Raw genomic sequence first — 14,537 nt, 5'->3', positions numbered from 1 at the left:
ACTCAGAAATAAAATTTGATTATTTAGAAAATCTATATATGATTTTTGCAGTTAATCCTAAATAAGTTCACTATAAATAGAATCATGACAGCTATAAAATATAAATATGGAAGTGCTTACATTGGAAGGGAGGAGGAAAAGCATGAAAGGAATGTTGAGTGATATTTATAAAAATCGAATTTGGCTGCTTATGGTTTTACCTGGAACCATTTGGTTATTATTGTTCTCTTACTTGCCTATGTTTGGACAAGTTTTAGCTTTTAAGAAATTTAGGATTGATCCAGATGGTTTTTTTGCCAGCGTCATGAATAGTGAATGGGTGGGCTGGGATAACTTTAAATATTTGTTTAGCACGGAAGATGCCTTTATTATTACAAGAAATACCATCCTATACAATCTTGTCTTTATTGTGTTAGGACTTGTCGCAGCGGTTGTAACCGCTATCTTACTCAGTGAGCTTGTTAATCGGAAGTTATCCAAGTTTTATCAAACCGGAATGCTGTTCCCGCATTTTATTTCATGGGTTATCGGCAGCTATTTTGTATTTACCTTCTTGAGTGCAGATCGTGGTCTTTTGAATAATATCCTTGGCTGGTTTCACATAGATGCCATTTCGTGGTATAGCGAGCCAAAATATTGGCCATTTATTCTTGTATTTATGAGCCTGTGGAAGGGGATTGGCTATGGCAGTATCGTGTATCTAGCAGCGATCGTCGGTATTGATAAAACTTATTATGAGGCTGCCATGATTGATGGTGCGACAAAATGGCAGCAGGTCAAGCATGTCACCTTACCAATGCTGAAGCCATTAATGATTATTTTAACCATTATGAATATTGGTAGAATATTTAACTCCGATTTTGGATTGTTTTATCAAGTACCAAGAGATTCGGGTGCCTTATATCCGGTTACCAATGTTATTGATACGTTCGTTTACCGGGGGCTTATGACCTTAGGGGATATTGGTATGAGTACGGCAGCAGGTCTTTATCAGTCGGCAGTTGGTTTCGTCTTGGTGATGATAACGAATTACATTGTTAGAAAAGTTGATCAGGAAAGTGCATTATTTTAATGTTAAATTCTTCACGAAGGGAGGAAAGGTCGCCCGGCGGCTAACTATATGCCAAATGAACTTCATAATACCCAATCATCTTTAGTCTTATCCAAACCCGCGAAAGAAATTAATGGTGGGCTGGTGAAAATGAAACGGAAAAAGACCAGAAATCCTCATGAGCTTCACCCGGTCACCAATAGGATTATAAGTGTGCTGTTAGGTATTTTTACTTTGATCTGTGTCTTTCCTTTTCTCTATGTTATTGTGATTTCCTTTACCAGTGAGGAAAGCATTGTGAGAAATGGCTTTCAACTTATACCGGAGGCTTGGAGTACCGATGCTTATCAATACTTATGGAATATGAAGGACCAATTATTCCGTTCTTACGGTGTCACCCTTTTTATTACGATTGTTGGAACGTTTATTAGTGTGTTGATGATTACCTTTTATTCTTATGCGATTTCACGACCTCAATTTAAGTATAAAAGATTTTTCACATTCCTAGCGTTCTTCACGATGCTTTTCAGCGGGGGCTTAGTTCCAAGTTACATTATTACCACTCAATTCTTACATTTGAAGAATTCCATTTGGGCGTTAATATTACCACTTGCCATGAATGCCTTTTATATCATCATCATGAGAACATTCTTTATAAAATCTGTTCCGGAATCGATTTTGGAATCTGCACGAATAGATGGGGCAAGCGAATGGAGAACCTTTTTCCAAATCGTTTTTCCGCTTTCTTTACCAGGGATTGCCACAATTGCCTTGTTTAGTACCCTAGGTTATTGGAATGATTGGTTTAATGCTTTGCTTTACATTGATTCGCCCAATTTAGTCCCACTCCAGTCCTTACTTATGAAAATAGAGGCGAACCTAGAATTTATGAGGCAAAATGTTGATATTAGCTTAATGCAGCAAAGCTTATTTAATACCATCCCACAAGATTCAGCAAAAATGGCTATGGTCGTAATCGCCACTTTACCAATAGCAGTCTCTTACCCGTTCTTTCAAAAGTACTTTATTAGCGGACTGACTATCGGCGGTGTTAAAGAATAAAAATAGAAAGAGAAAGAGGAGAGTCAAGATGAAGAAACGGCTAATATTTTTACTTGCATTAGTTTTATCGATTGGAACTATTCTTTCCGCATGTACTAGTAAAGACAGTTCCACTTCAGAAAAAGGCAGCAAAAATGGCGAGCCCTATGAAATTAAATGGTACACCATTGGAACCCCACAAAAAGACACAGATAAAGTATTTGCCGAAGTAAATAAATATCTAGAGAAAAAAATTAATGCCACCGTTAATATGACCCAAATTGACTGGGGTGATTGGCAACAAAAAACGCAGGTTATTATTAATTCAGGCGAACCTTTTGATATTATCTTTACTAATGGTACGGAATACGTCCAAAATGCGCAGAAAGGGGCCTTCCAACCAATTGATGAATTGTTAGATACTGAAGGGAAAGAATTAAAAGCGGCGTTAGATCCTGCCCTATTAGCAGGAGTTAAAATTAACGGAAAGACCTATGGTATTCCTGCTAATAAAGAAGCTGCCAGACAATCTGTTTATACGTTCAATAAACGTCTTGTCGACAAATACAAATTTGATATTACAAAGGTGAAAACCTTAGAAGATCTCGAGCCAATGCTTCAAGTCATTAAAGAGAATGAAGCTTCGATTACTCCAATGGCAACAGTTAAAGCCTATCTTCCATATGACTACGTCTTTAATAATGAAATGCCTTTTGCCTTCCCTCTTAAAGGGGATCGAGACCATGTCGTTAATTTCTTTGAAGACGATTTAACCATGCAAACCTATAAAACGATGCATAAATATTATAAAGCCGGCTATATCAAGGCAGATGCCGCGACAAGCAAAGATACTTGGCCATTGGATGTAGAAAACTGGTTTGTTCGTATGGGTGATTCCCAACCGTATGCTGATTTAGTGTGGTCTCGTTCTGCAAAATATGAGGTTGTTTCTGTGCCAGCTGAAGAACCAACCACTTTTAATGATTCTGTATCGGGTTCCCTTCAGGCCATTTCGACTACATCAAAAAATCCTAAAAAAGTCATGGAATTCTTAAATCTACTTAACACAGACCCATACCTTCGTAACCTTGTTGATAAAGGGATTGAAGGAGTTCATTACGAAAAGAATGCAGATGGAACCATTAAAGATCTTCCAGCGCGTATCGATAAATATAATGTTCCAACTTATTCGCTTGGAAATCACTTTATCTTAGATTTATATGAAAATGATCCTAAAGATAAATGGGAAAAATTTAAGGAATTTAACAATGCTGCAAAACCGGCACCAACTCTTGGTTTCCATTTTAACAGTGACCCAGTAAGATCGGAACTTGCGTCTATTACGAATATCTCTAAGGAATTCTATCCAGCTTTGGCAACAGGTTCTGTTGACCCAGAAGAATACTTGCCAAAATACAATAAAAAGTTGAAAGAAGCTGGAATTGACAAAGTATTAAAAGAAATTCAAAAGCAATTTGATGAATGGAAGGAAAAGGAAGGGAAATAATCCATAAAATCAAGCTGGTTGAAAAACTTCCAGCTTGATTTTATTTCTCCATTGTTTAAAGATTCTTCGACATAATCAAACTCGCAATACAATTGGGTGTGGTCTTCGGGGGTTAAATCTAGTCCAGCGTGTTAAAATTGAGTAAACACTATGAATAATTGAGGAAACTGAAATGGAATTGAAAAGAAAAGGAAATTTTAATCAAAAAATATTTAATCGACTATTTTTAACCTCTTCCATAACCATCATTGTGACGGTCATTGTCTTAATTGTGACGATTACGAACTATTATTCAGATATCATTATTCAAAAGGAAGTTAATATTAATACTAGAACGATGGAAAGAGTAGAAGATTACTTTTCCGGTAAGGATGCAGATATTAATAGAGCGATAAGAGATCTCTATGTTAAGGGGGATATGATTGATGATATGTCCTTTGCCCTTAACAATGGCTATGAGAAATATTTGGAATACCGTCTAGATAAATTTTCAGAAGATCAATCGTTTACTCCGAGAAATATTGATACCTATTTTAATGGTTTCTTTAGTCAAGATAGTGATATTAATGCGGTAAGTTTACGTTCGTCGGAAAATCCCTCTATTGAATATTTGATAGTTAATAATAACATACGATGGAATAAAAGCATTATCGGCCCTTCCACCATATCAGGTCCGCTTTTCAACCAGGGCTACCCACATGTAATGGAAGAAAGCCTGCCAAGGAGCCGGAAATTAAGAAATACCATTACCAAAGAGATTGCTATTAACAATCCCGTAACGCTCAAAAAAATAGGTGTCGTGTCTATTTTTTACTCGACAGACCGTTTAGACAAGATTGTAAAAAAACATGAAGGGGCACCAACTTCTATTTTTTTGCTAGATGCGGACGGCAAAATTGTTTATTCCGTGAATAAGGGGGTTCCCCTTGCTATTTTAGATAAGGTCAAACATGAAACGAATGAGACGAAAATTAAGTGGGAACATGATAACTATTATATTAATTCGATTGCCAATATGGGTGATTATACGTTTGTAGGTGTTATTCCTGACAAAGGATGGCAGAAGTTATCGATCGTCAGGGGAACGATGTGGATTGTTATTACCTTTCTCATTTTAATTGCTATTTTAATATCCTATTCATTTATGCGAAATTACTCGAGGAGAATTAATCAAATAGTTTCTATTATTCGTCAAGTGGAAAAGGGAAACTTAGACGCACGGATTCCCGAATCCAAACATGAAGATGAATTATCGAGGATTGCTGTCAATATTAATTCCATGTTAAATGAATTGAATCATAATATTGATCAATTTTATCTGCTAACCATGAAGCAGCAGCAGGCGGAATTGAAAGCCCTTCAAGCACAAATTGATCCACATTTTTTATTCAATACGCTCGAAGCGATACGGATGGTGGCAGTCGTAGAAGGCTCAAAAACCTCTAGTAAAATGATTTTCCATTTGGCCAAACTGTTTCGATATTCGTTAGAATCTAAAGACATGGTGCCTTTTTATACTGAAATTGAATATGTGAATCAATATTTAAAATTGATGCAGCTTAAATATCCGGATAAATTACTCGTTCATTTTGATATTGCAAGTGATGTGGACCAAATACTCATTCAAAAATTAATTCTGCAGCCGATCATCGAAAATTACTTTGTCCATGGTTTTAAAAAGGAACGATCCGATAATGAGTTGTTCATATGTGCCGCTAATCTTGGCGATAAAATCGAAATACGTATACAAGACAATGGTAAAGGAATGACGGAAGAGGAGTTATCCAACATAGTGAATCATATCAATCGTGAGGATGGGGAAGAAATGAAATCAATCGGTCTTAGAAATATCCATCAACGCTTAAAATTGAAATATGGGAACCAGTTTGGTATTACCCTTCAAAGTGACTATAACCAAGGAATGATGGTCACCCTAACCATTCCAGTAGAGGGATCCAGCCATGTATAAGGTCCTGCTTGTTGACGATGAACCGCTTATTACGAAAGGACTTAAGGCGCTCTTAGATTGGGAGGATTACGGATTTGAGATTGTCTACACTGCTGAAAGCGGGGAAGAAGCCCTTGCTTATCTAAAGGAGAATCCGATCGAAATTCTTATAACAGATATTTTAATGGGCGAAATGTCAGGCTTGGAGTTAATTAGAGAAACGAGGAAATTTCAGCCGCAGATCAAATGTATTGTCTTAACAGGTTATCAGGAGTTTGAGTATATTAAACAAGGTTTATTACTAGGAATCGAAAACTACTTATTGAAACCTGTAGATGAAGAGGAATTATTGACGACCGTCCAAAATGTAGGCCAGAAATTGAATGCGGTGACAGGGCCGGATTATACACAGGAAACGACAACGATGAAGGATAATACGTTATGGCGCTTTATAAATGGTGAAATTGACAAACGTGACTGTCTTGAAAGATTGGCGTTATATCATATTACCTTTCAACAACCGTATTATAATGTCTCAATATTAGATTTTGAACATTATCATCATGCTGAGGTTTCTAAGAAGATCAGGAACTTTATTGAAGAGAATTTTTCGGCCAACTGTCTTTATAGTCCAAATCAAGAACTCATAATTATTTTTGAAAGTACGAGTGAAGAAGCGTTATATACATGGAACCAAACCCTTGTACAGCAGCTGCGTGATGGGCAAAAAGGGACAGGTGTTTTCTATTTATCAATGGGACATCCGGTTCAAACGATCGATAGATTGGAAGAAAGTTTTACCTGTGCAAGAGAAAATAGTTTGCTTCAACTTTATTCAGAGCCCAATGTGCTTATTTCAGATCGGTTGGCGATTGATAAACAAGACGAATTAAAAAAACAGCAAGAATTTAAAGAAAATATCGTAAAACAACTAGTGAATGCAGATGAAGAAACGTTACATATGATTGAACTATTTTTTCAAAATCTTACGAAGAGAACCAAATTTATCTCACCACAGGTTGCTAGCAAATATACCTTTGATTTAATTTCGTATATCCATTATTCCATCCAGACAGATGACCTTTCCCATTATACAGCAGCTGTTGAAAGAATGGTGTATAGCTCGGATATCGATCAAATGAGAACCATTTTGAAGGAGTATTGCCACGCACTGATTCTGTCGATTAGTCATCAAGTGAATATGCGCAGCCCGATTGTGCAAAATGTTCTAAAGTTTATACATGCCCACTACGATCAAGGAATATCATTAAAAACATTGGGCCAACAGTTTCATGTAAACGCTATCTACCTTGGACAATTATTTCAAAAAGAAGTTGGAGTGGTCTTCTCTGAATACCTTAATCGGTATCGATTGGAAAAAGCAAAGGAATTACTAAAAACAACCCACTATCGAGCAGGTGAAATCGGGAAAAAAGTAGGTTATTCGGATACCACTTACTTTTATAAGCAATTCAAGAAAAATGTTGGAACCACACCAAGTGAGTGGAGAAAAATTTAACGATCAACATGGTTCTAAGGAGCCTTTTTAACAATAAAGAATTTATTAAAAAAAGAGTCGGTGATGAACAATGGAAAATTCTATTCAAGGGAATAACCTCAGCTATCGTTTTCCAAAAAACTTTTGGTGGGGAAGTGCTGCATCCGGACCGCAAACAGAAGGTGCCGCAACTATCGATGGGAGAAAATCAAGCATTTGGGATTATTGGTATAGCATCGAGCCGGGATGTTTCCATAATGCTGTAGGACCTGAGCATACTTCTAACTTCTATCATAGGTTTAAAGAAGATATTCAGCTTATGAAAGAAACGGGTCATACTTCCTTCCGCACTTCCATCCAATGGTCACGATTGATTCCAGATGGAGTCGGGGAAGTGAATGAGAAAGCCGTTACCTTTTACAACCAAGTGATTGATGAACTACTGGCAAATGATATTGAACCGTTCATGAATCTATATCATTTTGATATGCCGATGTGCATGCAGGAAAAAGGCGGCTGGGAAAGCCGGGAAGTCATCAAGGCCTATGTAAACTTTGCGAAAATCTGCTTTCAATTGTTCGGGGACCGGGTCAAGTATTGGTTTACTTTTAACGAACCGATTGTTCCTGTAGAGGCCGGTTATTTATATGATTTGCATTACCCTAATGTTGTAGATTTCAAACGTGGTGCACAAGTTGCCCATCATACCATTGTTGCCCATGCCTTAGCAGTCGAGGCTTATAAGAAGTTGAATTTAGACGGCAAGATTGGCATTATCCTCAACTTGACGCCATCCTACCTAAGAAGCCAGGACGCGGACGATGTCAAAGCTGCTCATATTGCGGATTTATTCTTTAACCGCAGCTTTCTTGATCCGGTCACAAAAGGGGAGTACCCGAAGGATTTAGTTGAAATTTTAAGAGATAGAGAGTTACTGCCAACAGTGGAACCGGGAGATTTAGCAGTCATAAAAAACAATCCGATTGATATTTTAGGAGTGAACTATTACCAGCCCCGCCGTGTAAAAGCAAAGGAACAGCAGGTACCTAAAGACGCTCCATTTATGCCGGAACATCTATTTGATCCTTATATCATGCCAAATCGTAAAATCAATCCGCACCGTGGCTGGGAAATTTGTGAGGAAGTTATCTATGACATCATGATCGACATTCGCGATCATTATGGTAATCTCCCATTCTTTATTTCAGAGAATGGCATGGGGGTTGAAGGGGAAGCGAAATTCCGTAATGAAGCCGGATATATTGAGGATGATTATCGGATTGAGTTTATTCAAGAACACCTGAAATGGGTTCATAAAGGTCTTCAAGAAGGGGCAAATTGCCTTGGTTATCATCTTTGGACATTTATGGATAACTGGTCATGGACCAATGCCTATAAGAACCGATACGGATTAGTAGAAGTAGATCTAACGAATGATTTTAAACGGACAATTAAAAAATCAGGCAGATGGTATAAACAGCTGTCTGAGAACAAAGGTTTCTAATATGGAAGAATGGTAAGAGGTGTGATCCTGTTAAATTAGTATTCTAGTGAACTTGTCTGAAGGAAGTGGACGGAATGGAAAAATATCTTCTTGGTATTGATTTGGGAGGAACAAATTTAAGAATTGCCGTTGTGACCTTGGAGGGACAAATAATAGAAGAGCTTCATGTAACAACGGAAAGCGATAGAGGCCCCCACTATGTCATTAATCAGATGATACAACTCTGCGAGGGGATTTTGCAGAAAAGAAATATTGAAGCCATCGGAATCGGCTCGCCAGGTCCTTTGGATTTAAGACAAGGACTTATTTTAAGTCCGAATAATTTACCTGGGTGGGATCGTATCCCATTGGTTGAAATGCTAGAAAAAGCTTTACAGAAAAAAGTTGTCCTTGATAATGATGCAAATGCAGCGGCTCTCGCAGAGGCCATGATTGGGGCTGGTAAAGGAAAAGAGTCTGTTTTTTATATAACTGTTAGTACAGGAATCGGGGGAGGGTTTGTCTATCGGAATCAATTGATTCAGGGTGCCCATTTCTGTGCAGGTGAAGTGGGCAATATGATCATTGATCGAGACGGTCCTCCGCACCCTGCTTTGAATATCGGATCCTTAGAAACATTGGCAAGTGGGACGGCTGTAAAACGACAAGGAAAAGAAAAATTAGGGATTACAGGACACGCAGGCGAAGTATTCGCAATGGCGATGCAGGGTGAGAAAGAAGCGGTCGTGATTGTTGAACAAATGGTTGCAACATTGGCAAAAGGAATTGCCAATGTTGTTCATACCGTTGACCCGCACATCATTGTTTTGGGCGGAGGAGTCATGCAATCAAAAGAATATCTTATGCCGCTCCTTCTTGAAAAAGTAAATGACTATTTATATCCACAGTTGCGTAATAAGGTACAAATTGAGTGTGCTTCCTTAGGTACAAAGGCGGGTGTCATTGGGGCGGCCCTGCTGACACAACAAACATGGCTTCAATAATTGGGGGGAATTTTCATGAAAACTTACATGGTATTTGATATCGGCGGCACTTATATCAAGTATGCGGTCATGAATGATCAAGCCAAGAAACTAGAAAGCGGGAAGATTCCAACTCCTCAACAAGGATTAGACCGATTCCTGACAAATATCACAGAACTAGTAACGAAATATAAAAGCTTGTTTGATCTTGAAGGGATCGCTTTAAGTTCGCCTGGTGCTGTAGACGTGAATAGAGGCTTTATTGGGGGAGCAAGCGCTATTCCCTATATCCATGGAGTAGGCATGACAGACTTGCTAAAGGAACGGACTGGCCTAGACGTGTCAATTGAAAATGATGCGAACTGTGCAGCCTTGGCAGAAGGCTGGATCGGGGCGGCTAAAGAAACGGATTACTATATTTGCATTGTCATCGGCACAGGAATTGGCGGCAGTATTGTTATCAATCAAACGATTTTGCGTGGAGCTACTCTTCACGGCGGTGAGTTTGGTTTTATGATAATGGGGAACCCGCCCAAGCATCCGCTGCAATCGACCTGGAGCCGGTTGGCATCGACCCGGGCTTTGATAGAAGAAGTGGAAATGAGAAAGTCACTTGCAAAAGGAACGTTGGACGGGGAAGCCGTATTTCGCTTGGCTGAAGAAGGTGATCCTCTTGTCAACGAATGTATTAATCAATATTACAAAAAGCTGGCGATCGGAATCTATAATTTGAAATATGCTCTCGATCCGAAAAAAATCTTAATCGGCGGAGGAATAAGCAAGCGGTCAGAAGTGATTAACGGTATCAATCAGGAATTAAAGCTGCTGAAGGATGATATCTCTACGCTGGATATTATGGTGGAAGCCTGTCAATTTCATAATGATGCCAACTTAATCGGGGCTTTATTTCACTTTTTAAAATTAAAAGGAAGAGTTGTGACGATTTTCTAGAGGGATGACAATGCATTGGACTTTTAAAGAAGTGAGTCTTGGAATATTTTTTTAAAAAAATTAGTTATTCGAAATTTCGTAATTGCGAAATATTTTTGACGTAAACTTTATATGATGTAAAGGATGAAAATTTTTTCTTTAGGAGGAAGAGATGTTAGTTTTTAAAAAATTAAAATCCTTTTATCTCCCTTATAAAAGAGATTTTATTTGGTCGATGCTTTTCCTGCTGGTCGTCGCGGCTATTACGGTTGTCTATCCAATCATTTTGCAAATGACAATTGATGAGGTGGTGCTTGGTAAGAAATATGATTGGGTACCCTGGATATCCTTTGGATTTATCGCGATCATGGCGGTAAAAGGGCTATCAACGTATATTCAACATTATTTGGCGGATATGTTTGGAATTAAATCTGTGTATCTGCTTCGAAATGCCCTCTATGAAAAACTGCAGCGGCTATCCTTCCGTTATTATGATAATGCGAAGACAGGGGACTTAATGTCACGGTTAACCGCAGATGTAGAAGGGTTTCGCATATTTGTCTCCTTTGGATTTATTGAGATCCTTCGTTTTGTCATTCAAGTTGGGGCTAGTTTGTGTGTGATGTTGTATTATTCTGTTTCGCTCACCTTCGTCACCCTGGTGGTGTTACCCTTTATCTGTGTGACTGCTTATAAATTTGACAAAGCTGTACATCCCGCTTTTCGAGGGATTCGCGAATCGTTTGGACAATTAAATACGAAGGTCCAAGAAAATATTAGCGGCATTCACACGGTTAAAGCTTTATCAAAAGAAGCGGTGGAAATAGAGCGATTTAATGAGACAAATCAAGTTTATAGAACGAAACAACTTACTACAGCAGCTGTCTGGGCAAAGTACTTCCCGCTCATGGAGCTGATCGGCAATATTTCTGTAGTCGCTTTATTGGGATACGGGGGATTTCAGGTTATTCAGGGTGTACTAAACCCTGGTGAGCTTGTGGCCTTTTACAGTCTCGTTTGGTATATTATGTGGCCCATCATGAACCTTGGTTTTACCATTAATATGTTCTCACAGGCGAAAGCCTCTGGGGAGCGGCTTCTTGAAGTATTAGAAGCGCCTGAAACTATTTATGATGGTAAGGATGTAAAGCCGATTGATCATCTAGAAGGACATGTCGTATTCCAAGATGTTACGTTCCACTATCAAATGGAAGAAACAGCAGCCCTTCAGCATATTACCTTTGATGCGTCTCCGGGCTCAACGATTGGCCTTATCGGTGCGACCGGTTCAGGGAAAACAAGCATTATCCAGCTTTTGTCACGCTTTTATGAGCCAACGGAAGGGACCATTCTCATTGATGGCCGCCCGATTCAGGAATATGAATTGAAAATGCTGCGTACACAAATTGGCGTTGTCTTACAGGAAACCTTCCTTTTTTCATCGACGATCAAAGCGAATATAGCATACGGAAGACCAGACGCGACGATGGAAGAGATTATCGATGCAGGAAAACGTGCTCAAGCCCATGATTTTATTATGGAATTGCCTAATGGATATGACACCATGCTTGGCGAACGGGGAATGGGTCTCTCAGGGGGACAAAAGCAACGAATTGCAATTGCCCGCGCCATTTGTACCAATCCTACTATTCTCATATTAGATGATTCGACAAGTGCGGTGGATATGGAAACCGAATTTCAAATTCAACAGGCCCTTCAGGAAGTGATGAAGGGGCGGACCACATTTATTATTGCCCATCGGATTTCATCGTTGAAGCATGCAGATGAAATATTAGTCCTTGAAGACGGGAACATCATTGAACGAGGCACGCATGAACAGCTAACCTCCGATAATGGTGCCTATCAAAGAATTTATACCCTTCAATACCAGGATCAAGCAGCGATTATCGAAAAGGCAGTAAGGTAGGTGGAACCATGAAAGAAAATCGAAAGAAACAACTGATATTAGAGCGATTTCATTACTCTGAGGATCTAGTGATTGATAAACCGTTTAACTGGAAGCAAATGTTGCGATTGTTACTGTATTTAAAACCCTATGTTAAAAATTTACTGCCTCTTTCGTTTGCTGCTGTTATTCTTTCAACGGCGATCCGTTTAATTATCCCGATTTTAATTGGAGTATACACGCTTGATCGGGCTATTATTGAAAAAGATACAACCCTGTTGATGCAGCTTGTTTTTATCATTTCAGGATTATATTTGTTATCGTATTTGAGCAATTCGTTAAGAATTCGCTGGATGAACAGGCTTGGCCAAGATGTAATTTATGATTTGCGCAGGCACTTATTTACACATGTACAATCCTTATCACATAGATTTTTTGATCAGCGTTCAGCTGGATCCATTCTAGTAAGGATTATGAATGACATTAATTCCTTACAGGAGTTATTTACAAGTGGGGTCATTAATCTTTTAACCGATTTTCTCCTATTGTTCGCTACTATTTTTATCTTATTATCACTGAATGTAAAGCTCACCATTGCGATTATGATTATTTTGCCGATTATGTTTTTCATTTCAACCAGCTTGCGAAAAAAAATCCGGTTATTGTGGCAAGACGTTCGGCTTAAACAGTCAAAAATAAATTCTCACTTAAATGAGAGTATTCAAGGTATTCGAATTACACAATCCTATACGCAAGAAAAAGAAAATATCCAATTTTTTAAGGGGCTCAACCAAGAAAATTATCAAACATGGAAGCAAGCAGTCCAAAAAAATGCGATGTTTGGCCCGCTTATCGAGATGACGAATGCTGTGGGGACGGCTATTCTTATCTGGTATGGGGCGGTTCTTGTTGCACGAGGCGAGTGTACCATTGGAGAATTTGTTTCGTTTGCCTTTTATTTAGGCATGTTCTGGGAGCCGATTTCTCGTCTTGGGCAATTGTATAACCAGCTTCTAATTGGAATGGCTTCTTCTGAGCGCGTGTTTGAGTTTTTAGATGAACGACCTAGTGTGATAGAATCTCCAAATCCTATTAAACTTTCCTCGATTAAAGGCCATATTGATTTTGAAGAGGTAGAGTTTTCTTACGATGGAAAACGAAAAGCGTTAAATGGAGTTTCTCTTACGATTAAAGCAGGTGAGACGACAGCGCTTGTCGGGCATACTGGTTCAGGGAAAACAACCATTGCTAATTTGGTGAGCCGATTTTATGATGCTACAGGAGGTATTGTCAAAATTGATGGCTGTCCTATACAAGATTTATCGATCGCTAGCCTGCGTTCGCAAATTAGTGTGGTGCTCCAGGATACGTTTATCTTTTCGGGTACCATTATGGAAAACATTCGCTATGGGAATCCCAACGCCAGCGATGAGGAAGTGATCGCAGCGGCAAAAGCAGTAGGCGCTGATCATTTCATTACTCAAATTTCGAAAGGGTATCAAACAGAAGTGGAAGAACGAGGCAATGTCTTGTCGGTAGGGGAACGTCAGCTTCTCTCCTTTGCAAGAGCACTCCTGGCTGACCCGAAAATTCTCATCCTTGATGAAGCAACAGCAAGCATTGATACAGAGACTGAGGTAAAAATTCAAAAGGCATTAAAAACATTATTAAAAGGTAGAACCGCCATAATGATTGCTCATAGGCTCTCAACCATCAGAGAAGCAGACAAAATTATTGTACTGGACCATGGACATATCCTTGAACAAGGAAATCACAACACACTAATGGCAGAACAAGGAGTTTACTATGAACTAGTAAAAGCCCAATACAAAATGCTAGGCTAGGTGCCTGTGCGTTACAATCCCAAAAGTAGACAAAATAAAATAGGATTTAGAGAAAGGAATCAGGGATAATCGCTCTGGTTCCTTTCTTCTGCTCATCATTTCGAAGGGTTGAATTTGGTTATGTTTCGAGAGGAAGGGGGTGTTATCTCAAAAAAGTATTGAGGAAATGAACAGTCCATTAAAAAAAAGGAAAACTTTCTGTTGCATAAGTAAATCGATGGTGCTATTATAAGGAAGTTGCTTTTGACGGCAGTTTTATTAGTTAAAAGTGATGCGAAAAAAGTTAAATTATTATATTGACATAGTGAAAGAGATTCGATATAATGATAAATGTCGCTTCTGACAT

10 protein-coding genes are annotated in these 14,537 nt (G+C 38.7%); all 10 read left to right on the top strand.

All coding sequences use genetic code 11. The annotated features are described in order from the left end of the window. Positions 1-142 precede the first annotated feature (142 nt). Entirely contained in the window at positions 143-1,072 is a 930-nt protein-coding gene (locus tag COE25_RS26945) for an ABC transporter permease (protein WP_088089957.1), read from the top strand. A gap of 48 nt (positions 1,073-1,120) precedes the next feature. After that, positions 1,121-2,113: a carbohydrate ABC transporter permease gene (locus COE25_RS26940; protein WP_373605379.1), complete on the top strand. Its 993-nt coding sequence runs from the start codon at positions 1,121-1,123 to the stop codon at positions 2,111-2,113. 28 nt (positions 2,114-2,141) lie between these two features. Continuing rightward, complete coding sequence (locus COE25_RS26935; RefSeq protein WP_098934836.1) at positions 2,142-3,599, top strand: ABC transporter substrate-binding protein; 1,458 nt, start codon at positions 2,142-2,144, stop codon at positions 3,597-3,599. A 172-nt stretch (positions 3,600-3,771) separates the two neighbouring features. After that, a complete protein-coding gene (locus COE25_RS26930) occupies positions 3,772-5,568 on the top strand; it encodes a sensor histidine kinase (RefSeq protein WP_098934835.1) in 1,797 nt (598 codons plus the stop codon). Then, entirely contained in the window at positions 5,561-7,066 is a 1,506-nt protein-coding gene (locus COE25_RS26925) for a response regulator transcription factor (protein WP_098934834.1), read from the top strand. Before COE25_RS26930 ends, COE25_RS26925 begins: the two co-directional genes overlap by 8 nt. Before the next feature lie 70 nt (positions 7,067-7,136). Beyond that, positions 7,137-8,549 carry a glycoside hydrolase family 1 protein gene (locus COE25_RS26920; protein WP_098934833.1) on the top strand — a complete coding sequence of 471 codons (1,413 nt, stop codon included), beginning with the start codon at positions 7,137-7,139 and terminating at the stop codon, positions 8,547-8,549. Positions 8,550-8,623: 74 nt separating this feature from the next. Next, positions 8,624-9,532 carry an ROK family protein gene (locus COE25_RS26915; protein ID WP_098934832.1) on the top strand — a complete coding sequence of 303 codons (909 nt, stop codon included), beginning with the start codon at positions 8,624-8,626 and terminating at the stop codon, positions 9,530-9,532. 15 nt (positions 9,533-9,547) lie between these two features. Next, positions 9,548-10,462 carry an ROK family protein gene (locus COE25_RS26910; protein WP_098934831.1) on the top strand — a complete coding sequence of 305 codons (915 nt, stop codon included), beginning with the start codon at positions 9,548-9,550 and terminating at the stop codon, positions 10,460-10,462. Between the two features lie 151 nt (positions 10,463-10,613). Next, positions 10,614-12,368 (top strand): ABC transporter ATP-binding protein, encoded by a 1,755-nt coding sequence (locus tag COE25_RS26905; RefSeq protein WP_098934830.1) that lies wholly within the window; start codon positions 10,614-10,616, stop codon positions 12,366-12,368. Between the two features lie 8 nt (positions 12,369-12,376). Continuing rightward, positions 12,377-14,191, top strand: a complete 1,815-nt coding sequence (locus tag COE25_RS26900) for an ABC transporter ATP-binding protein (RefSeq protein WP_098934829.1) — start codon at positions 12,377-12,379, stop codon at positions 14,189-14,191. Positions 14,192-14,537: the final 346 nt, after the last annotated feature.

Source organism: Bacillus sp. AFS031507 (genome assembly GCF_002584635.1).
Taxonomy (GTDB): domain Bacteria; phylum Bacillota; class Bacilli; order Bacillales; family Cytobacillaceae; genus Neobacillus.
The sequence above is the reverse complement of the archived record's forward strand: the minus strand, read 5'-3'. Positions and strand labels throughout refer to the sequence as shown.

Bases quoted from the DNA above. Each gene is read 5' to 3' on its own strand.
- COE25_RS26945 (WP_088089957.1), top strand. From the start codon at position 143: ATGAAAGGAATGTTGAGTGATATTTATAAAAATCGAATTTGGCTGCTT.
- COE25_RS26940 (WP_373605379.1), top strand. From the start codon at position 1,121: ATGCCAAATGAACTTCATAATACCCAATCATCTTTAGTCTTATCCAAA.
- COE25_RS26935 (WP_098934836.1), top strand. From the start codon at position 2,142: ATGAAGAAACGGCTAATATTTTTACTTGCATTAGTTTTATCGATTGGA.
- COE25_RS26930 (WP_098934835.1), top strand. From the start codon at position 3,772: ATGGAATTGAAAAGAAAAGGAAATTTTAATCAAAAAATATTTAATCGA.
- COE25_RS26925 (WP_098934834.1), top strand. From the start codon at position 5,561: ATGTATAAGGTCCTGCTTGTTGACGATGAACCGCTTATTACGAAAGGA.
- COE25_RS26920 (WP_098934833.1), top strand. From the start codon at position 7,137: ATGGAAAATTCTATTCAAGGGAATAACCTCAGCTATCGTTTTCCAAAA.
- COE25_RS26915 (WP_098934832.1), top strand. From the start codon at position 8,624: ATGGAAAAATATCTTCTTGGTATTGATTTGGGAGGAACAAATTTAAGA.
- COE25_RS26910 (WP_098934831.1), top strand. From the start codon at position 9,548: ATGAAAACTTACATGGTATTTGATATCGGCGGCACTTATATCAAGTAT.
- COE25_RS26905 (WP_098934830.1), top strand. From the start codon at position 10,614: ATGTTAGTTTTTAAAAAATTAAAATCCTTTTATCTCCCTTATAAAAGA.
- COE25_RS26900 (WP_098934829.1), top strand. From the start codon at position 12,377: ATGAAAGAAAATCGAAAGAAACAACTGATATTAGAGCGATTTCATTAC.